This window comes from Actinoplanes sp. NPDC051405 (genome assembly GCF_055586185.1).
On record NZ_JBVJIR010000003.1, the window covers coordinates 73,407 to 97,787 of the forward strand.

At 71.4% G+C, this 24,381-nt stretch carries 23 protein-coding genes; 13 read left to right on the top strand and 10 right to left on the bottom strand.

Annotated elements, in window-relative coordinates; genetic code table 11:
• Window positions 1–35 precede the first annotated feature (35 nt).
• Both hflX and ACZ6S4_RS08095 read left to right on the top strand, forming a co-directional pair.
• On the top strand, window positions 36–1,433 hold the full coding sequence (hflX, locus tag ACZ6S4_RS08090; protein WP_465474210.1) for a GTPase HflX: 1,398 nt from the start codon (window positions 36–38) through the stop codon (window positions 1,431–1,433).
• An 83-nt stretch (window positions 1,434–1,516) separates the two neighbouring features.
• Window positions 1,517–3,502 (top strand): hypothetical protein, encoded by a 1,986-nt coding sequence (locus tag ACZ6S4_RS08095; RefSeq protein WP_465474211.1) that lies wholly within the window; start codon window positions 1,517–1,519, stop codon window positions 3,500–3,502.
• 1,027 nt (window positions 3,503–4,529) lie between these two features.
• On the opposite strand, the gene lexA is transcribed toward ACZ6S4_RS08095, so the two are convergent.
• Window positions 4,530–5,357 carry a transcriptional repressor LexA gene (gene lexA / locus ACZ6S4_RS08100; RefSeq protein WP_433721388.1) on the bottom strand — a complete coding sequence of 276 codons (828 nt, stop codon included), beginning with the start codon at window positions 5,355–5,357 and terminating at the stop codon, window positions 4,530–4,532.
• A 240-nt stretch (window positions 5,358–5,597) separates the two neighbouring features.
• On the opposite strand from lexA, the gene ACZ6S4_RS08105 reads away from it, so the two are divergent.
• From ACZ6S4_RS08105 to ACZ6S4_RS08120, 4 genes are all read left to right on the top strand, one after another.
• Complete coding sequence (locus ACZ6S4_RS08105) at window positions 5,598–5,933, top strand: LysM peptidoglycan-binding domain-containing protein (protein WP_465474212.1); 336 nt, start codon at window positions 5,598–5,600, stop codon at window positions 5,931–5,933.
• A 324-nt stretch (window positions 5,934–6,257) separates the two neighbouring features.
• Window positions 6,258–6,779: a transcriptional regulator NrdR gene (nrdR, locus tag ACZ6S4_RS08110; RefSeq protein ID WP_360549662.1), complete on the top strand. Its 522-nt coding sequence runs from the start codon at window positions 6,258–6,260 to the stop codon at window positions 6,777–6,779.
• A 92-nt stretch (window positions 6,780–6,871) separates the two neighbouring features.
• Complete coding sequence (locus ACZ6S4_RS08115; RefSeq protein ID WP_465474213.1) at window positions 6,872–9,754, top strand: vitamin B12-dependent ribonucleotide reductase; 2,883 nt, start codon at window positions 6,872–6,874, stop codon at window positions 9,752–9,754.
• Window positions 9,755–9,840: 86 nt separating this feature from the next.
• Complete coding sequence (locus tag ACZ6S4_RS08120) at window positions 9,841–10,506, top strand: hypothetical protein (RefSeq protein ID WP_465474214.1); 666 nt, start codon at window positions 9,841–9,843, stop codon at window positions 10,504–10,506.
• Here the strand turns inward: ACZ6S4_RS08120 and ACZ6S4_RS08125 are convergent.
• Window positions 10,503–11,054, bottom strand: a complete 552-nt coding sequence (locus ACZ6S4_RS08125; RefSeq protein WP_465474215.1) for a TIGR03086 family metal-binding protein — start codon at window positions 11,052–11,054, stop codon at window positions 10,503–10,505. The genes ACZ6S4_RS08120 and ACZ6S4_RS08125 overlap by 4 nt on opposite strands.
• Before the next feature lie 64 nt (window positions 11,055–11,118).
• On the opposite strand from ACZ6S4_RS08125, the gene ACZ6S4_RS08130 reads away from it, so the two are divergent.
• Window positions 11,119–11,874, top strand: a complete 756-nt coding sequence (locus ACZ6S4_RS08130) for an AraC family transcriptional regulator (protein WP_465474216.1) — start codon at window positions 11,119–11,121, stop codon at window positions 11,872–11,874.
• A gap of 69 nt (window positions 11,875–11,943) precedes the next feature.
• Window positions 11,944–13,155 carry an MFS transporter gene (locus ACZ6S4_RS08135; RefSeq protein ID WP_465474217.1) on the top strand — a complete coding sequence of 404 codons (1,212 nt, stop codon included), beginning with the start codon at window positions 11,944–11,946 and terminating at the stop codon, window positions 13,153–13,155.
• Between the two features lie 113 nt (window positions 13,156–13,268).
• Here the strand turns inward: ACZ6S4_RS08135 and ACZ6S4_RS08140 are convergent, their stop codons facing one another.
• Window positions 13,269–14,183 carry an alpha/beta fold hydrolase gene (locus ACZ6S4_RS08140; protein ID WP_465474218.1) on the bottom strand — a complete coding sequence of 305 codons (915 nt, stop codon included), beginning with the start codon at window positions 14,181–14,183 and terminating at the stop codon, window positions 13,269–13,271.
• A 25-nt stretch (window positions 14,184–14,208) separates the two neighbouring features.
• Window positions 14,209–14,661 carry a hypothetical protein gene (locus tag ACZ6S4_RS08145; protein ID WP_465474219.1) on the bottom strand — a complete coding sequence of 151 codons (453 nt, stop codon included), beginning with the start codon at window positions 14,659–14,661 and terminating at the stop codon, window positions 14,209–14,211.
• A 64-nt stretch (window positions 14,662–14,725) separates the two neighbouring features.
• Here ACZ6S4_RS08145 and ACZ6S4_RS08150 point away from each other — a divergent pair, with 64 nt between their 5' ends.
• Both ACZ6S4_RS08150 and ACZ6S4_RS08155 read left to right on the top strand, forming a co-directional pair.
• A complete protein-coding gene (locus ACZ6S4_RS08150; RefSeq protein WP_465474220.1) occupies window positions 14,726–14,899 on the top strand; it encodes a DUF5522 domain-containing protein in 174 nt (57 codons plus the stop codon).
• 64 nt (window positions 14,900–14,963) lie between these two features.
• Window positions 14,964–15,518 (top strand): hypothetical protein, encoded by a 555-nt coding sequence (locus ACZ6S4_RS08155; protein WP_465474221.1) that lies wholly within the window; start codon window positions 14,964–14,966, stop codon window positions 15,516–15,518.
• A 17-nt stretch (window positions 15,519–15,535) separates the two neighbouring features.
• Here ACZ6S4_RS08155 and ACZ6S4_RS08160 read toward each other — a convergent pair whose 3' ends face one another.
• Window positions 15,536–16,285, bottom strand: coding sequence for a metal-dependent transcriptional regulator (locus tag ACZ6S4_RS08160; protein WP_465474222.1), 750 nt, complete (start codon window positions 16,283–16,285; stop codon window positions 15,536–15,538).
• A gap of 290 nt (window positions 16,286–16,575) precedes the next feature.
• On the opposite strand from ACZ6S4_RS08160, the gene ACZ6S4_RS08165 reads away from it, so the two are divergent.
• Both ACZ6S4_RS08165 and ACZ6S4_RS08170 read left to right on the top strand, forming a co-directional pair.
• Window positions 16,576–17,760, top strand: coding sequence for an acetoin utilization protein AcuC (locus ACZ6S4_RS08165; protein WP_465474223.1), 1,185 nt, complete (start codon window positions 16,576–16,578; stop codon window positions 17,758–17,760).
• A 12-nt stretch (window positions 17,761–17,772) separates the two neighbouring features.
• Entirely contained in the window at window positions 17,773–20,319 is a 2,547-nt protein-coding gene (locus tag ACZ6S4_RS08170; RefSeq protein WP_465474224.1) for a bifunctional acetate--CoA ligase family protein/GNAT family N-acetyltransferase, read from the top strand.
• 6 nt (window positions 20,320–20,325) lie between these two features.
• On the opposite strand, the gene ACZ6S4_RS08175 is transcribed toward ACZ6S4_RS08170, so the two are convergent.
• Together ACZ6S4_RS08175 and sigB are read right to left on the bottom strand one after the other, a co-directional pair.
• Window positions 20,326–20,703 (bottom strand): YrdB family protein, encoded by a 378-nt coding sequence (locus ACZ6S4_RS08175; protein WP_465474225.1) that lies wholly within the window; start codon window positions 20,701–20,703, stop codon window positions 20,326–20,328.
• A gap of 151 nt (window positions 20,704–20,854) precedes the next feature.
• Window positions 20,855–21,811 carry an RNA polymerase sigma factor SigB gene (gene sigB / locus ACZ6S4_RS08180; RefSeq protein WP_465474643.1) on the bottom strand — a complete coding sequence of 319 codons (957 nt, stop codon included), beginning with the start codon at window positions 21,809–21,811 and terminating at the stop codon, window positions 20,855–20,857.
• A gap of 309 nt (window positions 21,812–22,120) precedes the next feature.
• Between sigB and ACZ6S4_RS08185 the strand changes: the two genes are divergently transcribed.
• The gene (locus ACZ6S4_RS08185) at window positions 22,121–22,906 is read left to right on the top strand and encodes a sporulation protein (protein ID WP_433721375.1); all 786 of its coding nucleotides are present in this window, start codon (window positions 22,121–22,123) and stop codon (window positions 22,904–22,906) included.
• 10 nt (window positions 22,907–22,916) lie between these two features.
• Here the strand turns inward: ACZ6S4_RS08185 and dtd are convergent, their stop codons facing one another.
• The 3 genes from dtd to ACZ6S4_RS08200 are packed head-to-tail and all read right to left on the bottom strand — an operon-like array spanning window position 22,917 to window position 24,354.
• Window positions 22,917–23,339 carry a D-aminoacyl-tRNA deacylase gene (gene dtd / locus ACZ6S4_RS08190; protein WP_451912569.1) on the bottom strand — a complete coding sequence of 141 codons (423 nt, stop codon included), beginning with the start codon at window positions 23,337–23,339 and terminating at the stop codon, window positions 22,917–22,919.
• Window positions 23,327–23,986: a phosphotransferase gene (locus ACZ6S4_RS08195; protein WP_465474226.1), complete on the bottom strand. Its 660-nt coding sequence runs from the start codon at window positions 23,984–23,986 to the stop codon at window positions 23,327–23,329. Before ACZ6S4_RS08195 ends, dtd begins: the two co-directional genes overlap by 13 nt.
• A gap of 29 nt (window positions 23,987–24,015) precedes the next feature.
• The gene (locus ACZ6S4_RS08200; RefSeq protein ID WP_465474227.1) at window positions 24,016–24,354 is read right to left on the bottom strand and encodes a hypothetical protein; all 339 of its coding nucleotides are present in this window, start codon (window positions 24,352–24,354) and stop codon (window positions 24,016–24,018) included.
• Window positions 24,355–24,381 lie beyond the last annotated feature (27 nt).

A 24,381-nucleotide genomic window follows, 5' to 3' on the forward strand; every position in this document is an offset into this window, starting at 1 on the left:
TCCGCCGTGCCACCATCGGCGGAGGAGGTCACCTTTTGCGTACTGAGGTATTCGAACCCGACGTCACCACCGGTGAGCTGGAGCTCGAGGAGCGCCGTTCGCTGCGCCGGGTCGCCGGTCTCTCCACCGAACTCACCGACATCACCGAGGTCGAGTACCGCCAGCTGCGACTCGAGCGGGTCGTCCTGGTCGGTGTCTGGACCGGCGGCAGCAGCGACGACGCGGAGAACTCGCTCATCGAGCTCGCCGCGCTGGCCGAGACGGCCGGTTCCGAGGTGCTCGAGGGGCTGATCCAGCGGCGCAGCCAGCCGGACGCGGCCACCTTCATCGGCCGGGGCAAGGTCGACGAGCTGCGCGACGTGGTCATCGCCACCGGCGCCGACACGGTCATCTGCGACGGCGAGCTCTCGCCCTCGCAGCTGCGCAAGCTCGAGGAACAGGTCAAGGTCAAGGTCGTCGACCGCACCATGCTGATCCTGGACATCTTCGCCCAGCACGCGAAGAGCAAGGAAGGCAAGGCGCAGGTCGAGCTGGCCCAGCTGCAGTACCTGCTGCCCCGCCTGCGCGGCTGGGGTGAGTCGCTGTCCCGTCAGGGCGGCGGCGCGGGCGGTGGTTCCGGCGGCGGCGTCGGCACCCGTGGTCCCGGTGAAACCAAGATCGAGACGGACCGGCGGCGGATCAACACCCGCATCTCGAAGCTCAAGCGCGAGATCAAGGCCCTGCGGACGGTACGCCAGACGAAGCGCGCCAAGCGCACCAACAGTGGCGTGCCCGCGGTGGCGATCGCCGGCTACACCAACGCCGGCAAGTCGAGCCTGCTCAACCGCCTCACCTCGGCGGGGGTCCTGGTGGAGGACGCGCTGTTCGCGACCCTCGACCCGACGACCCGCCGGACAGCGGCCGATGACGGGCGCGTGTTCACCATCTCCGACACCGTCGGCTTCGTCCGGCACCTGCCGCACCACATCGTCGAGGCGTTCCGCTCGACGCTGGAGGAAGTGGCGTATTCGGACCTGATCGTGCACGTGGTGGACGGCGCGCACCCGGACCCCGAGGGTCAGGTGTCGGCGGTCCGCGAGGTCCTCGGCGAGGTGGGTGCGGACCGCATCCCCGAGCTTCTGGTCGTCAACAAGATGGACGCGGCCGACGAGGAGACGATCCTGCGGCTCAAGCGGGCCTGGCCGGACGCCGTGTTCGTGTCGGCGCGCTCGGGGCTGGGCATCGACGAGCTGCACGCGGCGATCGCCCAGCGGCTGCCGCGGCCGGCGGTGGACATGCGGGTGCTGCTGCCGTACGACCGGGGTGATCTGGTCGCCCGGATCCACCGCGGCGGGCAGGTGCTGGACACCCGGCACACCGAGCAGGGCACGGAGCTGAAGGTACGGGTCGGCGAGCAGCTCGCCGCCGAGCTGGAGAACTTCGTCGCGCCTTAGCTCCGGCTTAAGCGGCACCCCCGCTGAGCAGGGTTGATCCACGCGTAACACCGGTACGAGACGCCGCATGCGACACTGATCGGATGCGGCGTCTCGTGTTCCCGGCCATCCTCGCCTCGGGGCTGGTGATGATGGGGGCCGTGCCCGCCTCAGCCGAGCCCGCTCCGACGGTGACCTCGGCCAAGGCAGCGGCCGGCAAGAAGATCTGTAAGATCACCGATCCCGCGCTGTCGGAGCTCTCGGGGATCGTGGCCACCAAGAACGGCTTCGTCGTGATCAACGACGGCGTCGACGAGGCCGCCAAGCGCAAGATCTTCTTCCTCGACGACGAGTGCGAGATCACCGAGAAGGTCGACTTCCCGTCGCGCCCGCTCGACCCCGAGGACCTGATCCTGTCCCCGGACGGCGACACGCTGTGGATCGCGGACATCGGCGACAACAACGCCCGCACCAAGAGCGGTGAAACCCGTCGCACGATCGGCCTCTGGTCGATGCCGGCGAGCGGCGGCAAGGAGCCGAAGATCCACCGCGTGACCTACCCGAACGGCGACAAGCACGACGCCGAGGCCCTGCTGTTCAACGGTGACGGCACGCCGATCATCGTGACCAAGGAAGTCTCCGGCAAGACGCAGCTCTACACGCCGACGGCCGCACTGAAGGCGAACAGCGAAACGGGCGTACCGCTGAAGAAGGCGGGCGAGATCGAGCTGCCGGGCAGCGACACCCCCGGCACCCCGATCGCCCGGCTGGCCCAGACCGCGGTCACCGGCGGCGCTGTGGCACCGGGCGGCGGCAAGGTCACCCTGCGGACATACCTGGACGCGTACGAGTGGGACGTCGCGGACGGCGACGTGCTCGGATCGCTGAAGAACAAGCCCCGCAAGACGCCCCTGCCGAACGAACCCTTCGGCGAAGCGATTACGTACAGCGCCGACGGCAAAACGTTCTACACGGTGTCGGACATGGGCTCGGGCGCCGACCCGGAAGCGGCCAACTACATCCTGCGCTACACCCCCGCGACCAAAATCGTGGAAGCGAAAACCGACGCGGCAGCGGCAGAAAAGGACAGCGGCGCATCCTGGTACGCCGACCTGAGCCTGACCGACATCACCTACCTGATCGGCGGCGTAGGCGTCCTCGGCGCCCTCCTGGTCGGCGCGGGCGTGATCGGCATCATGCAATCCCGCAAGAAGCGCAAGCTGGAACCGGCGACGAAAAACCCGGACCCGAACGCCGACCCCGATCCGTTGGACGCGAAAACGGAACTACTGTCGGTCGGCGGCCCGGCCCAGCGCCCAGGTGTGTACGGCGGAAACCGCCCACCGGCCGGAGTGCCGTCGGGTCCTGGCGTGTACGGCGCCAAGCCTCCCGCGGCCGCCCCGGCGAAGAGCAACGGCGTTTATGGCGGCGGTCGGCCGCCGCAGGGTGGTCAGCCGGCTGGTCGGCCCGGTCAGGGTGGTCAGCCCGGAGGTCGTCCTGCTGCTGGTCGTCCCGGTGTGCCGCCGGCCGGTCCCGGGCAGCCGGGTCGTCCGGGTCAGCCGGGTGCCCGTCCTGCGCAGCCCGGCGGCCGGCCGGCTCAGCCCGGTGCACGTCCGGCACAGCCCGGCGGTCGCCCGGCTCAGCCCAGTGGTCGTCCGGCTCAGCCCGGTGGTCGTCCGGCACAGCCCGGTGCTCGGCCCGCTCAGCCCGGTGCTCGGCCCGCTCAGCCCGGGCCTCGCCCGGGGCAGGGTGGTCAGCCGGCGGTGCGTCCCGGTCAGCCGCCCGCACGCCCGGCCCAGCAGCCCGGCGGTCGCCCGGCTCAGGGTGGCGGCAGGCCTGGTGGTGGGGTCTATGGGGCACCGCCGCCACCCCCGCCTCCGCCGTCGACCGGTGGCCGGCCTCAGGGTGGGGGACCGCAGCGGCCTCAGGGACAGGGCGGCAACCCCCAGGGTGGCCGGCGCCCGGGTCGGCCGGACGACGGCCGGCAGGCCAACGGGATGAACAACTACGCGAACTTGAACGGGGCTCCGCGGCGGCCGGAAGGCCGGTTCGACAATCCGGGTTACGGCCGCAGCCCGCGCGGCTACTGACGTCGCGGTCGGTTCGACTCAGCTCTGTCAGGCCGGTGTTGCCACCCTGGGGTGGGCGACACCGGCCTGTCGCTTTCCGCGTCGAAAGACTCGGCAGTAGCAGCCCGCCTCTTGCCGGGCCGGTTGACCGGGGAGGTAGCTGGGCTTCGGCCCGGCTTGCCATGCCCGGGCCGACTCGCCGGGCTTCCCTTGCAGGCCTGCCCGGCTTGTCTTGCGGGCGTGCCCGGCCCAAGCCGGTGCTCACGCTTCCAGCCTGCCTTGCCGGCCGGGACCGAGTGGCCCATGATGTGCTCGGCTTGCCGATCTCGGCAGGCTCAGCTGGCTCCCGCCAAGCCGTTACGGCCCGCTTGCTTCCGGCTGGCGCGCACCAAGCTGCGCGGCGCGCAGATACCCACCTCGCCGGGGGCCAACTGGCCCGGCCGTTCGGCCCTGAATCAGTTTGCCCAGCCGAACCGGCGGCCAAGCCGAACCGGCGGCCAAGCCGAACCGGCGGCCAAGCCGAACCGGCGGCCCAGCCGGCACTGCGGCCGGCCCGGCAGCTGAGCCGACCCTGTCGGAAACGACCGCCCTCACGCGGCCCAGCCGACTCGGCCAATCCGCCCGGCTTGCCGCCGCGGACTTGCGAGAGGCCCTGGTGAGGATCCCGGCCCGACTGTTCAGCCCGCCCGGTTCCGGCTCGGCCCGTCCGACGGCTCACCTGCCCGGTTCCGGCTCGCCTGCCCGGCCTCGGCTGGCCGTCCGACGGCTCACCTGCCCGGTTCCGGCTCGCCTGCCCGGCCTCGGCTGGCCGTCCGACGGCTCGCCTGCCCGGTTCCGGCTCGCCTGCCCGGCCTCGGCTGGCCGTCCGACGGCTCGCCTGCCCGGTTCCGGCTCGCCTGCCCGGCCTCGGCTGGCCGTCCGACGGCTCGCCTGCCCGGTTCCGGCTCGCCTGCCCGGCCCCGGCCCGGCCCGCCAGACCCCGGCGCACCCACAGCCCGGCGCACCCACACCCCGGCCCGGTGCACCCGGCCAGCCGATCGGCGAACCGTCAGACTCGCCGGAGAACGGCGACCACGCGACCCATCACCGTAGCGTCATCCCCAGGAATCGGGTCGAACGCCGGATTGGCCGGCATCAACCACACATGCCCGTCCCGCTGCCGGTAGCTCTTGACCGTCGCCTCACCGTCGATCATCGCCGCCACGATGTCGCCCACGTTCGCCGTCGGCTGCTGGCGGACCACTACCCAGTCGCCGTTGCAGATGGCTGCGTCGATCATCGAGTCGCCCTTGACCTCGAGCATGAAGACGTCGCCTTCGCCGACCAGTTCGCGGGGGAGCGGGAAGAACTCCTCCACCGCCTGCTCGGCCAGGATCGGTCCACCGGCGGCGATCCGGCCCAGCAGCGGCACGTACGCCGGGGTCGGCCGCGCGGACCGCAGCGCCTCGTCGTCGACCATCTCGCTGGGCGCGCGTACGTCCACGGCGCGCGGCCTGTTCGGGTCGCGGCGCAGGAAGCCCTTCTTTTCCAGCTCCTTCAGCTGGTACGCCACACTCGACGGCGACACCAGACCCACAGCCTCGCCGATCTCGCGGACGCTCGGCGGGTACCCATAGCGTTCCACCCAGTCGCGGATGAACTCGAGGATCCGGCGCTGGCGTGCGGTCAGGTCCGCGGTGACCAGATCGGGGAACTGGCTGACCACCGGCGTCACGCTGCGCAGCTGCGGCGCGTCACCGCTGCGGGCCCGGGACGGCGTGCGCCGGCGCATCGCCGCCTTGGTATTGGCGGCCTCTGGCTTCGAGTCATTCTGGTGTTGCCGGCTCGTCCGGTCGTCGGTCGACACGTTGGCCCTCCCTGTCGGCCAGTGCCTCATCGGCACGTGGTGCGCTCGCGGAGCCGGACATTCGCCCGTGGGGATGGACTTGTGCCCGGCTGACCCCTCTTGACCGAGAACCGTAACTGCGGGGTACGACATATTCAAACATCTGTACGACTTTCTCGCGGCGTGTCGCTCGGAAGTGCTCGACTTCCGTACGTCTGTTCTGATAGACCGTCGTACGGGCGTTCGATCGAACGCTTGTCCGAGGGATGTATGCGGAGAAAGGAATATGCCGTGGTGGTCACTGGTATGCGGCGGGTCGATGAGCCGGCCCCGTTGCGGTTGACCCGGCGGGGTCGCGTCGTCGTGCTGGCCTTCTTCATCCTTCTCGCGTCCTTGGCCAGCGCCGTGTTGTGGACCACTGCTTCCCGGGCCGAGAATTCCCCGTCCGGTCCGACGCCCACCGTCGTGGTCCAGTCCGACGACACGCTGTGGGACATTGCCGCCCGCACCGACCCGGGTCGCAGCCCGCATGCCGTGGTGGCCGAGATCCGCCGGCTCAACGGCCTCGGTGACGAGGAGATCGCCATTCACGCCGGTGACACTCTCGTGGTTCCCCGGACGCGTTGATCCACTGCGTTGATCATGTTGTTCCGGTGCTGGCCGTGACCGGTGCGGCACCCCTCGTGTTGAGGTAGAAAAAGCGGCGCGCCGACGCGCCGGTGAACTTGCATCGACGTCCGCAGCGGCATAACGTCAACCCCAACATCTAGTAGTTACAAGGGTGTAAGTCATCCACAGGTTGGGGTCGGGCAACCCCGTCATCCACAGGTTCGTCCACAGCCACGAGGCGGTCTCACCGCTTCCGCGGGCTGTCATTCGGCGTGCCTGGACGACGGTTCCGCGACGGCTCCGGCGACCTGGGTGGCAGCGCCCGGCGACAGGGGGATTTCGGTGCGGTGTCCGTATTGCCGGCACGCCGACTCACGTGTGGTCGACTCGCGTGAGGCCGACGACGGTCAGCTGATTCGTCGTCGCCGGTCGTGCCCGGAGTGCGGCAAGCGCTTCACCACGGTCGAGGAGGCCGTGCTCGCGATCGTGAAGCGCAACGGCGTCACTGAGCCCTTCAGCCGGACCAAGATCATGAGCGGTGTCCGCAAGGCATGTCAGGGCCGGCCCGTCGACGAGGACTCGATCGCGCTGCTCGCGCAGAAGGTCGAGGAGACCGTCCGGGCCAAGGGCGCGGCCGAGGTGCCCAGCCACGACGTGGGTCTGGCCATCCTGTCGCCGCTGCGGGAGCTCGACCAGGTCGCCTATCTGCGCTTCGCGAGCGTCTACAAGTCCTTCGACTCGCTCGAGGACTTCGAACGTGAGCTCGCCGATCTGCGCGAGGCGGCGGCGGGAGCCCGGCACACGGTGCCCGCCCGGCCCAGCGGTGGACGTCCGGCCAAATGGACGGAAACCCGTACCAAATAAGCCTTTTATCCAAGGCATGGCGACAGCCGTGCCCGAATGTCGGCAAGCGGATCGCGGTGGGGAAGCTGCGATCTATCGAGGGGGAGCACGAAATGGCCGGTGACGGTATGACAGCAGGCAGGCAGCGCAGTCGCGCGAGCAACGGGGGCGCCGCGGTCGGGGGGCTGCGGATCGAGCGCGTCTGGACGACCGAGGGCGTCCACCCGTACGACGAGGTGGAGTGGGAGCGCCGCGACGTCGTCATGACGAACTGGCGGGACGGCTCGATCAACTTCGAGCAGCGCGGGGTCGAGTACCCCACCACCTGGAGCGTCAACGCGGCCAACATCGTCACCACCAAGTACTTCCGGGGTGCGGTCGGCACGGACACCCGCGAGTGGTCGCTCAAGCAGCTGATCGACCGGGTCGTCAAGACCTACCGCAAGGCGGGCGAGGACTACGGCTACTTCGCCAACCCGGGCGACGCGGAGATCTTCGAGCACGAGCTGACCTGGATGCTGCTGCACCAGGTGTTCAGCTTCAACTCGCCGGTCTGGTTCAACGTCGGCACCGCCTCGCCGCAGCAGGTCAGCGCCTGCTTCATCCTGTCCGTGGACGACTCGATGGACTCGATCCTGGACTGGTACAAGGAGGAGGGGCTTATCTTCAAGGGCGGCTCCGGCTCCGGCGTCAACCTCTCCCGCATCCGCTCCTCCAAGGAGCTGCTCTCCTCCGGCGGCACGGCCAGCGGCCCGGTCAGCTTCATGCGCGGCGCGGACGCCAGCGCCGGCACGATCAAGTCCGGCGGCGCCACCCGCCGCGCGGCCAAGATGGTGATCCTGGACGTCGACCACCCCGACATCTCCGAGTTCGTCACCACCAAGGCCCGCGAGGAGGACAAGATCCGGGCCCTGCGCGACGCCGGGTTCGACATGGACCTCGGCGGCAGCGACATCGTCTCGGTGCAGTACCAGAACGCCAACAACTCGGTCCGGGTCAGCGACGAGTTCATGCGCGCGGTCGAGGAGGGCACGACCTTCGACCTGCGCGGCCGGCTGCACGGCGAGGTCATCGAGACCATCGACGCCAAGAAGCTGTTCACCGAGATCGCCAAGGCTGCCTGGGAGTGCGCCGACCCGGGCCTGCAGTACGACGACACAATCAACGACTGGCACACCAACCCGGAGACCGGCCGCATCACCGCGTCCAACCCGTGTTCGGAGTACATGTCGCTGGACGACTCCTCCTGCAACCTGGCCTCGCTCAACCTGATGAAGTTCCTCAAGGCCGACGGTGGCTTCGAGATCGAGAAGTTCGTCAAGAGCGTCGAGTTCGTCATCACCGCGATGGACATCTCGATCTGCTTCGCCGACTTCCCGACCCAGAAGATCGGCGAGACCACGCGGGCCTACCGCCAGCTCGGCATCGGGTACGCGAACCTGGGCGCCCTGCTGATGGCGACCGGCCACCCGTACGACTCGGAGTCGGGCCGCAGTGTCGCCGCCGCTATCACTTCGCTGATGACCGGCACGGCGTACCGCCGCTCGGCCGAGATCGCCGGCGTCGTCGGCGCTTACGACGGGTACGCCCGCAACGCCGACGCCCACAAGCGGGTCATGCGCAAGCACGCCGCGGCCAACGACGAGATCCGCCCGTCGGGCACCGTCGCCACCGCGATCGTCCGGGAGGCCACCAAGCAGTGGCAGAACGGCAACAAGATCGGTGACAAGAACGGCTGGCGCAACGCACAGGCCTCCGTGCTCGCGCCGACCGGCACCATCGGCCTGATGATGGACTGCGACACCACCGGCGTCGAGCCCGACCTGGCCCTGGTCAAGTTCAAGAAGCTCGTCGGCGGCGGCTCGATGCAGATCGTCAACCAGACGGTCCCGCGCGCGCTGCGCAGCCTCGGCTACCCCGAGGAGCAGGTCGAGGCGATCGTCGAGCACATCGCCGACCACGGCATCGTGGTCGACGCCCCCGGCCTCAAGCCGGAGCACTACGCGGTCTTCGACTGTGCCATGGGCGAGCGGTCCATCGCCCCGATGGGCCACGTGCGGATGATGGCCGCGGTGCAGCCGTTCATCTCCGGCGCGATCTCCAAGACGATCAACATGCCGGAGTCGGCCACCGTCGAGGACATCGAGAACGTCCACTACCAGGGCTGGAAGCTGGGCCTCAAGGCGCTGGCGATCTACCGCGACAACTGCAAGGTGGGCCAGCCGCTGTCGGCGGCGAAGCCGAAGGTGACCGCCGAGACGCCGGCCGCCGAGGTGGAGCCGGTCGTGGAGAAGGTCGTCGAGTACCGCCCGGTCCGCAAGCGCCTGCCGAAGAAGCGCCCGTCGGAGACGGTCTCCTTCTCGGTCGGCGGCGCCGAGGGCTACCTCACCGCGTCGTCCTACCCGGACGACGGCCTCGGCGAGGTCTTCCTTAAGATGTCGAAGCAGGGCTCGACCCTGGCCGGCGTCATGGACGCCTTCTCGGTGGCGATCTCGATAGGGCTGCAGTACGGCGTCCCGCTCGAGACGTTCGTCAGCAAGTTCACGAACATGCGCTTCGAGCCGGCCGGCATGACCGACGACCCGGACGTCCGGATGGCCGCCTCGGTGATGGACTACATCTTCCGTCGCCTGGCCCTGGACTTCCTGTCCTACGACGCCCGCGCCGAGCTGGGCATCTTCACCGCCAAGGAGCGCGCGGCGCAGATCCAGGCCGAAGCCGCGGCCGAGGCCTCGGGCGTCGACCTGGCGGGCATGGCGGCGTCCGCGCCGGTCTCCGCCCCGGTCGGTGCCGCGTCGTCCCCGACAGCGACGGTCCCCGCGGCCGACGCCGAGAAGAGCGCGCCGTCCCCGGTGGGCTCCTCGACGGAGCTGCTCGAGGTGGTCCTGGGCACGTCGGCCGACGCGCCGCTGTGCTTCACCTGCGGCACGAAGATGCGCCCGGCCGGCAGCTGCTACGTCTGCGAGGGCTGCGGCTCGACCTCGGGCTGCAGCTGATCCCAGAGCAGTGAGTTAGGCAGAAAGGGAGCCGGACCGCTAGGTTCGGCTCCCTTCCGCTGTGGAGCGGGGAAGGCGGGAAGCCCATGAGCCGGTTGGATCTGCGAGTGGTCATCTCACCGGCTGCGGCTGAAGTGCGCCCCTTCGTGGACGGCCGCGATCTCCTGGCCGACGCCGACTTCACCGAGGGCCCCGGCACGGACCCGTCCCGGCTGCTCCGCCCGGGTGGGCCGCTGACGGCCACCGACGAGCCGCACGAGGCACGCCTGGCCACCGCAGAATGCGTCGAGGAATGCTGCGGCGCGGTCTACGTGACCGTACGCCGCGACGGCGATCACGTCGTCTGGGACGGCTGGCGCAACCCGGTCGACGAGCTGCGTCTGCCCGAGCTCCGCTTCGACGCGGAGGCCTACGACCGGGAGGTCGACCGCGCCGCCGCCGATCTGAGCTGGGAGTGGCCGGCGCGCGCTGTGGCCCGGCTGCTGGAGCAGCGCCTCACCGGCCACCCCACCTGGCCGTCCCGATGGGGCTGCGAGCTCACCGCTGTGTCCGCCTGGCCGTGGCAGCCGCACCAGATCACCGTGTTCCTGCTCCACCGCGACGCGGTGGCGGTCACGCAGTACCGCGTCGAACTCACCATCACCGGCGACGACCCGGCCGCCCAGGCGGAACAACTCGCCGGCCGGCTGACCGCCGGAGATCCCCGCCGGCAAGGCGAGGTCTGCGGCGGCTGGCCGGCGCGGGACAGCTAGGGTTCGGGGCTCCAGTGCGGGTCGCGGCCGGTCAGCCCCAGCATCCGGTCCAGCACCGGCGCGGTGCGGGGCACCGGGACCTCCGCCCCGTACGCCTGCATCTCCCGCCCCAGCTCAGCCGTCTTCGCCACCTCGTCGTACAGGAAGTCCAGCAGCGTCGTGTCCCAGCTGACCTGCTGGCCGGTCGCCCGGGCCAGGTCCCAGCCGTGCACGACCACCTCGCCGATCGCCATCGCGCCGATCATCCGGGCCGGCATCTCGTGCGGCCCGCCCATCGTGGTCATGCCCTGCCAGGCGTCCGGCACCGACCAGCCCGCGACGACCAGCTCGATCTGCCGCTCCAGCGGGTCGCCGCCCGGCCGGGGCACGCCGTCGGAGTGCCGGCTGGCCCGGGCCAGGCTCGGTCCCCAGTGCACCATGTGGTCGATCAGCCCCCGGACGTCGAACTCGGCGCAGGGCGTCGGGGCGGTGAGCTGGTCGGGCCGGATGGCCCGTGCGACGGCCAGGGTCGGAGGCGCCGCCAGGGCAATGAGTTCGTGTTCCCGCATGACCGCCGACGATAGGCGGCGCGCACGCCGCCGTCTTGAAAAAACGCGACGCTAGGCTGCGGTCATGGTCCGGGACGCGCGCGAGCTCCGCGGCGCGTGGGCCACCTTCCAACGCCACTGGTACGGCGTCCCGGCCGCCGATCTGTCCCCTTTCGTCGCCGGCTACTGGGCAGCGGAGTGGGACCTGTGCGGACAGCAGCCGTACCAGCAGAAGATCGTCCCGTACCCGAACGTGCAGTTGACCTTCCGCGACGGTGACGCGGTCGTCCGCGGCCCGGAGCGCGGGCATGTCGTCCGCATGCTCGAAGGCCGCGGCCGGGTCTTCGGGGTGACGTTCCGCCCGGGCTGCTTCCGCCCGTTCCTGGGCGCGAGCGTCGCCACAATCACCGGACGCACGCTCCCGGCCGCGGCCGTGTTCGGCCCTGACCTGCCTCAGGGTCAGCAGCAGGAGGTCGAGGAGTTTCTGCGGGCGCGGCTGCCGGCGCCCGATCCGCTCGCCGAACAGGCCGCGGCCATCGTGGCCCTGGTGCAGGCCGAGCCGCAGCTCACCCGGGTCGACGCGCTCGCGGCCCGCGCCGGGATCGGCATCCGCCGGCTGCAGCGGCTGTTCGCCGAGTACGTCGGCCTCGGCCCGAAGTGGGTGATCCGCCGGTACCGGCTGCACGAGGTGGGGGAGCGGCTCGCGTCCGGGGCGGACATCGACTGGGTGCGCCTCGCCGGCGAGCTGGGCTACGCCGACCAGGCGCACTTCATCCGCGACTTCACCGCCATGGTCGGCGAGTCGCCCACCCGCTACGCCGAGCGCTACCCGGGCCGCTGAGGCGGCAAGGGACCGGCGTCACTGCCAACCGTCTTACGAATCGTCACTTTAACGGTTAAGTTCGAGGGCGTGACCACAGCCGTCCCCGACCGTGCCCGCATCGAGTCCGCGAAGGTCGCAGTCGGCGTCACCTTCGGCACGAACGGCCTGGCCTTCGCCGGCTGGCTGGCCCGCGCCCCCGCCGTACGGGAAGACCTGGGCCTGAGCTCCGCCGGGCTGGGCCTGCTGCTGCTCTGCCTCTCCGGCGCGGCCATCGCCGCGATCCCGCTGGCCGGCCCGCTGGTGCAGCGCTTCGGCCCGGCCCGGTCGGTGCTGCTCGGCAGCATGGCCGTGATGCTGGGCCTGCTCGGCATGGCCGCGGGCACCTACCTCGGCTCGGTGCCCCTGGCCGGCGTCGGCCTCGTGCTGCTCGGCGGCGGCAACAGCACCTGGGACGTGGCCATGAACGTCGAGGGCGCCGACGTCGAACGCCGCCTCGGCCGCACCCTGATGCCCCGCTTCCACGCCGGCTTCAGCCTGGGCACCGTGGGTGGCGCCGGGCTCAGCGCGGCCGCGGCGGCAGCCGGCGTCAGCGTCACCACGCAACTGCTCGGCACCGCGCTCGTCGGCACGGTCGTGATGATCGTGACCGTGCGCCGCTTCCTGCCGCACGTCGCGACCACGGCGGCGCAGCGCTCGGCCGGCCGCGTCCGGGACGCCTGGCGTGAGCCCCGCACCCTGCTGATCGGCCTGATCATGCTGGGCTTCGGCTTCACCGAGGGCACGGCCAACGACTGGCTGGCGATCAGCCTGGTCGACGGCTACCACGCGACGGAAACGGTCGGCGCGATCGGCTTCGGCTTCTTCGTCTCGGCGATGACCCTGGCCCGCCTCTTCGGCGGCAACGCGATCGAACGCTGGGGCCGGGTCCGGGTCCTGCGCGGCACGGCCCTGACGGCCCTGATCGGCCTGCTGCTGGTGGTGTCGGGCGTCGGTGTGCCACTGGTCCTGCTGGGAGCCCTGCTGTGGGGCGCGGGCGCGTCCTTGGGCTTCCCGATCGGCATGAGTGCGGCGGCCGACGACCCGCTGCGGGCGGCGATCCGGGTGTCGGTGGCGGGCTCGATCGGGTACGGCTCGTTCCTGGCCGGACCGCCACTGATCGGCTTCCTGGCCGAACACTTCGGGGTGCTGCGCGCCCTGCTGGTGGTCGTGGCGGCCATCTGCCTGGGCCTGGCGGCCTCGGGCGCGGCCCGCCCGCTCAAGCCGGCCGAAACCCCGGCCGGAACCGCCCCCGACCCCTGACCCCACCCGCCGAGCCAGGCCCATCCGGTCCGGGCCGGCCCCGACCCCACCGCCGCGCCAGGTCCGCCCCAGCTGGGCCGCCCGGTCCCGCCGCCGACGCGGCCTCGGCGGGCTCAGTGGCCGCCGCTGAGGAAGTCGCCGATCAGCGAAGCCAGCACCTCCGGCTGCTCGATGACCATCGCGTGCGACGAGTCCTCGAGCTGCAGATACCGCATCCGCGGATTGGCCCGGGCACCCGCCGCGGCCTGCTCCACGAGATACCGCCGGTGCGCCGCGTACAGATCAGCGAAGGGCTCCTGTTCCGGCAGGTCACGCGTAGCCAGTACGGCCAGCGTCGGGGCCGGCGTCGTCGCGTACACCGGGCCGAGGTCCAGGCCGTTCATCAGCGCCCGCAGTTCCGCGGACGTCCCGGCCGACGGCCGCATGGTCGTCTCGCCGTTCTTGTGCACCAGGTTGCGCCGGAAGCCCTCGATCCACACCTTCTCGTTGGCGCCCATGTCCCGGGCCGCCATCTGCTGGCGTTCCACCAGGTCCGGCAGTTCCTCCGACGGGATCGTCCGCCCCATCCCGGCGTGCATGGTGTCGAAGATCGTGGTGAGCCGGGCCAGCTCTGCCGCCGCCTTCTCCTGGTCGAGGCCGGGCAACTGGTCGGGCCGGGTGGGCGGTGGGTTGCCGTCCAGGCTCACCACGCCGGGCGTCTCCGGGTGTCGCTGCCCCCACAGCACGGCCAGCATCCCGCCGAGCGAGTGCCCGACCACCGCGGGCCGGTTGAGCTCCAGCTGCACGGTGACCGCGGCGATGTCACCGAGTGCCGCGTCCCAGGACCATGGACCGTCGCCGGAGCGCCCGTGCCCGCGCAGGTCCAGCGTGATGACCCGGTGCCGGGGGCGCAGGGCCCGGGCGAGCGTGGTCAGCATGGCCAGGTTGCCGCCGGCGCCGTGCAGGAGCAGCAACGGCGGCTGCTCCCCGCCGAAGTCCCGGACGGCGACAGGCAGCTCGCCGGCATCGACCAGTCGATCGTTGATCACAACATCTCTCCCAGCACTAGGAACTTCACGATTCGCTGCGCAGCCGGTCCCGGACGGCCGTGGAAGGGACTCCACCGTCCGGATGGCGCGGCAGCCGCCCCCGCCGGACCAGGTCATGGACTCCTTGGCGGGTGATACCGAGCATGGCCCCGGCGGTGGCGTAGGACACCGACTCCGCGGACGGATGCCCGACCCGCCGGGCGACCACCCCGCCGAGCGGCGTGCGCCACCAGTCGACCGGCGGGTCGAAGGCGCTGTCGCCCGGATACAGCGTCGCGATGAGCCGCACAGCTGCTCGCACCGCGGTGGTGTCGTCGCTGTCGAGCATCTGCGTCGCCCACTGCCCGGCGCGATGCCGTACGAGCCGGCGCAGTGCCTCCACCGCGTCGTCGCCTTCGAGCAGGACCTCCAGCGGGTCCAGCAGGCGGATGTCGAGCAGCCGGACGATCTGCTCGATCAGCGCGGTCCTCGACGGCATGCGGGTATGCAATCGCTACTTGACACCTGGTGTCAAGTGATCGCCGGCTGGCTAGGGTGGGGCGGTGGACAAGGATCCGCGGATCGAGGCCGCGCACGCCGCCGCGGTCGCCGCCGGCCAGGCCGGCTATCTCGACCCGGACACCGGCCTGTTCGTGCTCACCGCGGCCTTCCTCGCCAAGCGTGGCACCTGCTGCACCCGGGGCTGTCGTCACTGTCCGTACGCTGACCGTCCCTGAGGTGGGGCTTTCGTCCCCCGCCTCGCGCACAGTACGGTGTGCCCCGAAAGTCGGGAGGACCCTCGTGCGTTCGCGTCTCATCGCCCTCGGCGCGGCAGCCGCGCTGCTGTCCCTGGCCGGCTGCACGGACAAGAAGGACGAGACCGCGGCCCTGCCCCCGGTGCAGGTCGTGCAGCAGCCCGCCGCCTCGGCCGGTGGCGCCTGCATCCTCTGGGACTACGCCTTCATCGAGCAGAAGCTGGGCGTCGCCTTCAGCATCGCCGCCTCCGACCAGATCGACGACACGTCCACCTGCGTGGTGCAGACCGAGACCGCCGCCTGGCCGGACCTCGCGCTCTCGGTGGTGGAGAGCACCAAGGCCGACGCCGAGCTGTTCACCGAGGAGCTCATGCCGGCCAAGGCGACCAAGCTCAAGGGCCTCGGCAAGGCCGGCTACCGGCTGGTGACCAAGGCCACCGGTGGGCACGGCCCCACCGTCGAGATCGGCTGGCTCAGCGAGGCCGAGCAGCTGCAGACGTTGCGCTTCACCTTCCCGGAGGACGCGCCGCGCGACGCCGTCGACGACCTCGCGCCCAAGCTGCTCGACCTCGCGAAGGCGATGGACACCACCGACGGCTGAACGAGTGGCAGGTCGGCTCAGCGGGCGTCGACGAAGACCCGCGACGCGACCTCACGCGGCAGCCGGATCTTGTCGCCGGAGCGGTCGATCGTCACGCCGTCGCGCTCCTGCGCCACCGTCACGGTCGCACCCGGGTCGATGCCGGCCGCGTGCAGCTGGCGCAGCACCCCGGCGTTGGTCTGCACGCTCTCGCAGATCCGGCGCACCACGACACTGCCGGTCAGCCCCGGGAAAGCCAGGTTGCGCTCGCCCGCATTGATCACGGTCGCGCTGCTCTCCAGCGGCTCCTCGGCCGGCAGACCGAGCACCTCGAGGCCGGGGATCGGGTTGCCGTACGGCGACCGGGTCGGCTTGTTGAGCAGCTCGTAGACCTTGCGCTCGACGGAGTCGCTCATCACGTGCTCCCACCGGCAGGCCTCCTCGTGGGCCTCCTCGTAGGGCATCCCGATGACGTTGACCAGCAGCAGCTCGGCGAGCCGGTGCTTGCGCATGACCGCCACGGCGGCGACCCGGCCCTCCTCGGTGAGCAGCAGGTGCCGGTCGTTCTCCACGGTCAGCAGCCCGTCACGCTCCATCCGGGCGACGGTCTGGCTGACGGTGGGCCCGCTCTGGTGCAGGCGCTCGGCGATGCGGGCCCGCAGCGGCGGTACGCCCTCCTCCTCCAGTTCGAGGATCGTGCGCAGGTACATCTCCGTGGTGTCGACGAGGTCTACGTGATGTACCTTCGTGTCGGACTTCTTGGCTGACGTGTTGTGAGTCCGCGCCATCGGTACTGACCTCCCGGAGTAAGCGTGCCTGTCAAGGGTAGTCGAGCTGGGATCTCCTGCCGAATCTCGCGGACCGTGCGGGCCCGGAGAGCCGCGCCGGCCCCCAGCGGGCCGGCTGTCTGACGCCGGCGACCGGCTCGGCGACCTGCCGGGCATCGAGGTCGGGCATGTGGTCGGCAACGACATCAGTGCCCGCACTCTATCCAACCGGGCCGTCGACGAACCGGCGCCATGCTTGCAGCGTCATCGCGACCCCCGATTGTTCCCGCCGGCGTGGCAGCATGAGGCTCATGGCGGAGTCGACGGCGGTGGTCTGGGACGAGGCGCTGCTCGCGTACGACATGGGGCACCACCCGATGAATCCGGTGCGGGTCGAGCTCACCATGGCGCTCGCCCGGGAGCTGGGCGTGCTCGATCGCCCCGGGGTGCGCATGGTCGTGCCGGAGCCGGCCGACGACGCGGCGTTGCTCCGGGTGCACCGGCCGGAGTATCTGGAGGCGGTGCGGCTCGCCCCGCACGATCCCTTCTTCCGCGGCTGGGGCCTCAACACCCCGGACAATCCGGTCTTCGAGGGCATGCACGAGGCCAGCGCGCGGATCTGCGGCGCCACCCTGGCCGCGGCCGAGGCCGTGTGGAGCGGCGCGGCCACCCGGGCGGTCAACGTCTCCGGCGGGCTGCACCACGCGATGGCGGCGCGGGCGGCCGGCTTCTGCGTCTACAACGACCCGGCGGTGGCCATCGCGCGGCTGCTCGACCTGGGTGCGGAGCGCGTCGCGTACGTGGATGTCGACGTGCACCACGGCGACGGGGTGCAGGCGGCCTTCTACGACGATCCCCGGGTCCTCACCGTGAGCCTGCACGAGACGCCGCTGGCGCTGTTCCCCTTCACCACCGGCTATCCCGAGGAATCGGGCGGCCCGGGCGCCGAGGGCATGTCGGTGAATCTGGCCCTGCCGCCCGGCACCGGCGACGCGGGCTGGTTGCGTGCCTTCCACGCCGTCGTGCCGTCGGTGCTGCGCGCGTTCGCGCCGCAGATCCTCGTCACCCAGTGCGGCGCCGACGCCCACCGGCTCGACCCCTTGGCCGACCTGCGGTTGTCGGTCGACGGCCAGCGCGCCGCCTACATCGCGCTGCGCGGCCTGGCCGACGAGTTCTGCGACGGCCGCTGGGTGGCGACCGGCGGCGGCGGGTATGCCCTGGTCGAGGTCGTGCCGCGGGCCTGGACCCATCTGCTGGCGGTGGCCACCGGCGAGGCGCTGGATCCGGGCACGGCCATCCCGCCGGCCTGGCGCAAGCTCGCCGCCGACCGCCGGCCCGGTGAGGACGTGCCGCTCACACTGACCGACGGCACCACCCCGCCGGTCGAACGCTGGGAGCCGGGCACCACGCCGGACCCGGTCGACAAGGCCATCATGGCGACCCGGCGGGTGGTCTTCCCGCTGCACGGGCTGGACCCGCAGGACATCCGGGACTGAGAGGGGAATGCGGTGACCAGAGAGGCGGACGTGCTGCTCTCCGACGGCAGCGCCGTTCATCTGCGCCCGATCCGCCCCGAGGACGCACCGGCCATCGTGGAGTTGCACTCCCGGATGAGCGACCGCACCCGCTACCTGCGCTACTTCTCTCCCTATCCGCGCATTCCGGAACGCGATCTGGCCCGCTTCGTCAACGTCGACCATCACGACCGCGAGGCCTTCGTCATCGTCAGCGGCCCGCGGATCATGGCGGTCGGCCGCTACGAGCGGCTGGGCCCGGAGTCACCCGAGGCCGAGGTGGCCTTCGTCGTCGAGGACGCGCACCAGGGCCGGGGGATCGGCTCGGTGCTGCTGGAGCACCTGGCCGACGCGGCCCGGGAGAACGGCATCACCCGCTTCGTCGCCGAGGTCCTCCCGCAGAACGGCGGCATGCTGCGGGTCTTCAGCGACTTCGGCTACCAGGTCCAGCGCAAGTACGCCGACGGCGTCGTGCACCTGGGCTTCCCGATCGCCCCCACGGAGAAGTCCCGCGAGGTGCAGGAGAGCCGCGAGCAGCGCACCGAGTCACGGTCGATCGCGCGGCTGCTGCATCCGCGCGCCGTTGCCGTGTACGGCGCCAGCGCCAGCGGCCAGGGCATCGGCGCGGCGATCCTCGGTCACATCCGTGACGGCGGTTACACCGGAACGATCGTGCCCGTGCACCGCAGCGCGGAACGGGTGGCCGGGCTGCCCGCGTACAGGTCGGCGGTGGAAGCCCGTGCTGAGGTTGATCTGGCGCTGATCGCCGTACCGCCGGAAGGGGTTGCGGACGCCGTGGCCGACGCGGCCGCGGCCGGCGCGGGTGGTCTCGTGGTCGTCTCCGCCGGCTTCGCCGAGTCCGGGGTGGAGGGTGCGCTCGCGCAGCGCGCGCTGATCGACGCGGCCCACGCGGCGGGCCTGCGCGTGGTCGGCCCGAACTGCCTGGGGATCGCCAACACCGACCCCGCGGTACGCCTCAACGCCACGCTCGCGCCGCGATTGCCGGCCGCCGGGCGGGTCGGCTTCTTCAGCCAGTCCGGTGCGCTCGGGGTGGCGCTGCTGGCCGAGGCGGAACGTCGCGGGCTCGGCCTGTCCAGCTTCGTGTCGGCGGGCAACCGGGCGGACGTCTCCGGCAACGACCTGCTGCAGTACTGGCAGGACGACCCCGGCACCGACGCCGTCCTGCTCTATCTGGAGACGTTCGGCAATCCGCGCAAGTTCGCCCGGCTGGCCCGCCGGATGAGCCGGGTCAAGCCGGTCGTCGCGGTGGCGTCGGCGACCCGCCCGGCCGGGCTCGCCGGGGACCTGCCCGGCCCGGACACCCGCGCGGTCACCGCCCTGTTCGCCCGCAGCGGCGTGATCCGGGTGGACACCGTCGCCGAGATGTTCGACGTCGGTCTGCTGCTCGCCCACCAGCCGCTGCCGGCCGGGCGCCGGGTCGCGATCGTGGGCAACTCGTCGGCACTGTCCAGCCTGGCCGTGGCCGCGTGCCGGGCCAACGGCCTGACGGTGGCCGAGGGCTATCCCTGCGACATCAGCCCGCAGGCGGGCGCGCACGACTTCGCCGACGCGCTGGCCGACGCCGCCGTCGACGACCGGGTGGACGCCCTCGTGGTGGTCTTCGCGCCGCCGCTGCCCGGTCAGCTCCCCGACGAGGACGCCGACTTCACCGCGGCCCTGGGCAGCGTGGCGATGGCGGGGGAGAAGCCGACCGTGGCGACGTTCCTGCTGGGCACGATGCCCGACCGGGTGCCGGCGTACCCGTCGGTGGAGGAGGCCGTCCGTGCCCTGGGCCGCGTCGCCGGGTACGCCGACTGGCTCCGGCAGCCACCGGGCGTCATGCCGGCACTGTCCGGCGTGGACCCGTCAGCCGCTGAGGTCGAGGGCCCGCCCGCCGAGCTGCTCGCCGCGTACGGCATCAAGGTCGAGCCGTCCACCTCCGCCACCTCGATCGACGAGGCCCTGGCCGCCGCGGACGCGCTGGGTTACCCGGTCGCGCTGAAGGCGGCCGGTGGCGCCCTGCGGCACCGCATCGACCTGGGCGCGGTCCGGCTGGCCCTGGCCGACGAGGACGACGTCCGCGCCGCCTACCGCGAGCTGGAGGCGGCGTTCGGCCCGCACGTCCTGGTGCAGTCCATGGTCCCGCCCGGAGTGGCGTGCACGATCGAGGTCGTCGAGGATCCGGCGTTCGGCCCGGTGGTCGGCTTCGGTCTCGGCGGGGTGGCCAGTGAGCTGCTGGGCGACCTGGCCTGGCGGGCGGCACCGCTGACCGATCGGGCCGCCGCCGCGCTGGTCGACGAGCCTCGCGCGGCACCGCTTCTGCACGGCTACCGCGGTTCGGCGCCGGTCGACCGGGAGGCGCTGGTGGATCTGCTGCTGCGGGTCGGCCGGCTGGCGGACGAGCATCCCCGGGTCCGTGCCCTGTCCCTGAACCCGGTGCTGGCCCGCCCGGACGGCATCACGGTGCTGCACGCCTCGGTGGAGATCGGCGAGGCCGGCACCCGCCCGGACACCGGCCCCCGCCGCCTGCACAGCGCCTGACCTCCCTCAGTGCGGGATCCGGGGGTCCGGGTGCTCCTCGGTGCGGCCGCCGGTGGTGACGTGCAGCAGGTGCAGGGCGAGGCGATTCGCGCCGGCCAGGACGGCGAGCGCCACGGCGAGGATCGGGTGCCCGGTCACGGCCAGAGCGACGGTCGCGCCACCGAAGACCAGCCATTCCGGTACGAGCCGCAGCGGGTCCGGAAGCGGCCGGCGGGCCTTCGGTGCCACCCACTGTCCCCACACGACAGCCGCGAGCAGCGGCAACGCGATCGCGACGAGCAGCCGCACCCAGAAGTCGGCCGACGTCTGCCAGCCCGCATAGGCCAGCGCCGCCAGCGCGCACAACTCCAGCACGAACCGCAGCAGCAGCTGGAAGCCTCGCACCCGGCCCCACCTCCCCGAAATGCTCGTTGCGGCGCCGCGTTGATTGTCGCCGATGATGCCCGCCGCGTCAGTCGGGATTTCGCCCGACCCGCTCCCGGACACGGCGGAGGCCGGTCGCGCATCGCGACCGGCCTCGTGGTTGGTGCGGGTGTCAGCTGGCGTAGGCCTCCAGGCGCGACGCCCGCTGCGGGTCGCGCAGCTTGGACATCGTCACCTTCTCGATCTGGCGGATCCGCTCGCGGCTCAGCCCGAACTCGCGGCCGACCTCGTCGAGGGTGCGCTGCCGGCCGTCGTCCAGGCCGAAGCGCAGCCGGATCACCGCGGACTCCCGCTCGGACAGCGTGGAGAGCACGATCTCGACCTCGCCGCGGAGCTCGCTGCGGCCGACGCTGTCGCCGGGCTCGCCGCGCGGGTCGACCGCCGCGACGAAGTCACCGAGGGCGCTCTCGCCGTCCTCACCGACGGCCTGGTCCAGGCTGACCGGCTCCCGGTCGTACGAGATGAGCTCGATGACCTGGAACTCCGGCACGCCCATGGCCGTGGCGATCTCGGCGACGACCGGCTCGCGGCCCAGCGTCGTGGCCAGGTCGCGGCGGGCCCGGACCATGCGGTTGACCTGCTCGACCATGTGCACCGGGATGCGGATGGTGCGGGCCTGGTCGGCCATGGCGCGGGTGATGGCCTGGCGGATCCACCAGGTGGCGTACGTGGAGAACTTGTAGCCCTTGGTGTAGTCGAACTTCTCGACCGCGCGGATCAGGCCCAGGTTGCCTTCCTGGATCAGGTCCAGGAACGCCATGCCACGGCCGGTGTAGCGCTTCGCGATGCTCACCACGAGCCGCAGGTTGGCCTCGAGCAGGTGGTTCTTGGCGGCCCGGCCCTCGGTGATGATGATCCGCAGCAGCGGCGCCAGATCTTCGCCCGCCGCGGGGAGCTTCTCCTCCGCGTAGAGGCCGGCCTCGATCCGCTTGGAGAGCGTCACCTCCTCGACCGCGGTCAGCAGGCGGGTGCGGCCGATGCCGTTCAGGTACGCCCGGACCAGGTCGGCCGAGACGCCGCGCTCGTCGATCGCGTCCAAGTCCGCCAAGGGCTCGACACCGTCAGTCATGATGGTCTCGGCAGCAACCGCCGCCGTGGACTCCGTCGCCTTCATCTGCAGGACCACCTTTCAGTCCCCTCCCCGCGTTCACCGAGTCGTGCATTCCCAGCCGCATTCGTGCCGGTGATCACTAGCTTGGCGGCAGGCGCGTTAAGCGGAGGTGAGGCAAGCGTCCAGGTGGCATGAATCGGGGAGAACCCTGAGGTCGCCTACCCGACAACCTGCCCGGCTTGGTGGGACATGTACGTACAGTGACGCAATTCCGTATGGGGCGGGGGCGCTCCATAATCGGCGGCAGGTTCGCTACAAGGAGGATTCGTGGTCTTCAAGCGCATGATGCAGGCGATGGGTGTCGGGGGCCCGTCAGTGGAAACGGTGCTCGCCAACCCCAACTGCCGCCCCGGGGGCTTCCTCGAGGGGCAGGTGCACGTCATGGGCGGCGACCACGCCGTCGACATCGAGTACGTGGCGGTCGGGCTGATGACCCGGGTCGAGGTGGAGAGCGGCGACAGCGAGTACAACACCGACCAGGAGTTCCACCGGCAGCGGCTGACCGGCTCGTTCAAGCTGGACGCCGGCGCCCGGCACGACATCCCGTTCCGCTTCGACGTGCCGTGGGAGACCCCGATCACCGAGGTGTACGGCCAGCACCTGCACGGCATGACGATGGGCCTGCGTACCGAGCTCGAGGTGGCCCGGGCGGTCGACAAGGGTGACCTGGACGCGGTGGCTGTGCACCCGCTGCCGGCCCAGGAACGCATCCTGGACGCCTTCCTGCGGCTGGGCTTCCGGTTCAGCCGCGCCGACGTGGAGCGGGGCCGGGTCTACGGCGTCCAGCAGACGCTGCCGTTCTACCAGGAGATCGAGTTCTACCCGCCGTCGCAGTACGCGGGCCGGATCACCCAGCTCGAGGTCACGTTCATCCCGACCCCGCACAACCTGCAGGTGGTGCTGGAGATCGACAAGCGCGGTGGTCTGTTCACCGAGGGCCACGACGCGTTCGGGCGCTTCGACGTCGACTACCGCTCGGTGGACCAGGTCGACTGGACCGCGCAGCTCAACGGCTGGCTCCAGCAGTCCGCCCAGCGCCGCGGCTTCTTCTAGAGATCCAGTTTCAAAGCTCCAGCCAGACGGTTCTCGGGCCCACGTTCACGCTCTCCACGAGCATGTGGGCCCGGAACCGGCCGGTCTGCACCGGTGCGCCCCGCTCGCGCAGCGCCTCGACGAAGGCGGTGACCAGCGGCTCGGCCACCTCGGCGGGCGCGGCGGCGGACCAGGTGGGCCGACGGCCCTTGCGGGCGTCGCCGTAGAGGGTGAACTGGCTGACCACCAGCAGCGGGGCGCCGGTGTCCGCGGCGGAGGCGTCACCGTCGAGGATGCGCAGCTCGTGCACCTTGCGGGCCAGGGTGGCGGCGGTCGCGGCGGTGTCGTCGTGGGTGACGCCGACCAGCACCAGCAGCCCGTCCTCGATCTTGCCGACGACCTCGTCGTCCACCGTGACACTGGCCCGGCTGACGGTCTGGATCAACGCACGCATGCCCGCATCCTCTCCGCCGCGGTGTCGATCAGCGCGATCTCGGCCGGCGTGAGCGTGTCGAGCTGCCACCGGCGGAAGCGCACCACCTCGTCGAGCAACCGGATCGGGTCGCCGGGGGCCACCCGCAGGAACGCCACCAGCAACTGATCGGCGGCCGCGGACCACTCGTGGCCGTGCTCGACGGCGACCTGGGCCAGGATCAGCGCGGTCAGGCCGATGTCCAGGTCGGGCTCGCCGGGCCGGGCGTTGCACCAGTCGATCACCACTGGGCCGCGGGCGGTCATCAGCACGTTCAGCGGGTGCAGGTCCAGGTGGACGACGGAGGAGCCGGCCGGAGCGCCGGGCCACGGCGGCAGGTCGTGCAGCCGGCGCAGCAGGTCGGCCAGGTGCGCGGCGGCCTGCTCCACGCCGAGCTCGCCGGTTGTCAGGGCGTGGGCCATCGTCGGGCCGTCGAGGCGTTCCAGGACCATGTCCCGGCCGGTGGCGTCGTACACGGCCGGGACCGGATAGCCGAGACCGGCGAGGTGACGCATGGCGTCGGCCTCGCCGGTGACGTCGGCGTCCCGCCGGTAGCGGCGCAACACGCGCTGGTCGTCCAGCGCATACACGTCGGCCTCCCGGCCGGCGGCGAGCAACGGTCCCGTCACCCGCCGAAGATATCCGGTCAGGACAGGCCCTAGTCGACCGCGTTGCTGGACGCGTCGCTGGTGTAGCTGTCGACCGGGGTGGTCATCGCGCCGGTGGTGGCGTCACCGGTGGTGGTCGGGGCGACGCCGGGGCCCGAACGCGGGGGCGTCTTGAAGCTGTTGGGCCCCGCGGTGCCGCCGGTCGTGGTCATGATGCCGCCACCCGCGGGCGGCGGACCGCCGTTGAGCAGCTGCTCGGTGTCGGTGCCGGCGGCGAGGGTGCTCGACAGGCCCGGGTCGTCGTCACCCTTCTCGGGGCGGTACGTGCTCGGCTCCTCGACTGCCTCGGGAGCGTAGTCGCCGTTGCCGATCTCGGTGTTGTCACTCATGGCCAGGGTTTTGCCCGAACGGCACCG

Bases quoted from the DNA above. Each gene is read 5' to 3' on its own strand.
- ACZ6S4_RS08125 (WP_465474215.1), bottom strand. From the start codon at position 11,054: ATGCGGGAACACGAACTCATTGCCCTGGCGGCGCCTCCGACCCTGGCC.
- lexA (WP_433721388.1), bottom strand. From the start codon at position 5,357: ATGAGGCACTGGCCGACAGGGAGGGCCAACGTGTCGACCGACGACCGG.
- ACZ6S4_RS08165 (WP_465474223.1), top strand. From the start codon at position 16,576: ATGGCGGAGTCGACGGCGGTGGTCTGGGACGAGGCGCTGCTCGCGTAC.
- sigB (WP_465474643.1), bottom strand. From the start codon at position 21,811: ATGACTGACGGTGTCGAGCCCTTGGCGGACTTGGACGCGATCGACGAG.
- ACZ6S4_RS08095 (WP_465474211.1), top strand. From the start codon at position 1,517: ATGCGGCGTCTCGTGTTCCCGGCCATCCTCGCCTCGGGGCTGGTGATG.
- ACZ6S4_RS08160 (WP_465474222.1), bottom strand. From the start codon at position 16,285: ATGGCGCGGACTCACAACACGTCAGCCAAGAAGTCCGACACGAAGGTA.
- ACZ6S4_RS08145 (WP_465474219.1), bottom strand. From the start codon at position 14,661: ATGCCGTCGAGGACCGCGCTGATCGAGCAGATCGTCCGGCTGCTCGAC.
- ACZ6S4_RS08120 (WP_465474214.1), top strand. From the start codon at position 9,841: ATGAGCCGGTTGGATCTGCGAGTGGTCATCTCACCGGCTGCGGCTGAA.
- ACZ6S4_RS08200 (WP_465474227.1), bottom strand. From the start codon at position 24,354: ATGAGTGACAACACCGAGATCGGCAACGGCGACTACGCTCCCGAGGCA.
- dtd (WP_451912569.1), bottom strand. From the start codon at position 23,339: ATGCGTGCGTTGATCCAGACCGTCAGCCGGGCCAGTGTCACGGTGGAC.
- ACZ6S4_RS08115 (WP_465474213.1), top strand. From the start codon at position 6,872: ATGGCCGGTGACGGTATGACAGCAGGCAGGCAGCGCAGTCGCGCGAGC.
- ACZ6S4_RS08130 (WP_465474216.1), top strand. From the start codon at position 11,119: ATGGTCCGGGACGCGCGCGAGCTCCGCGGCGCGTGGGCCACCTTCCAA.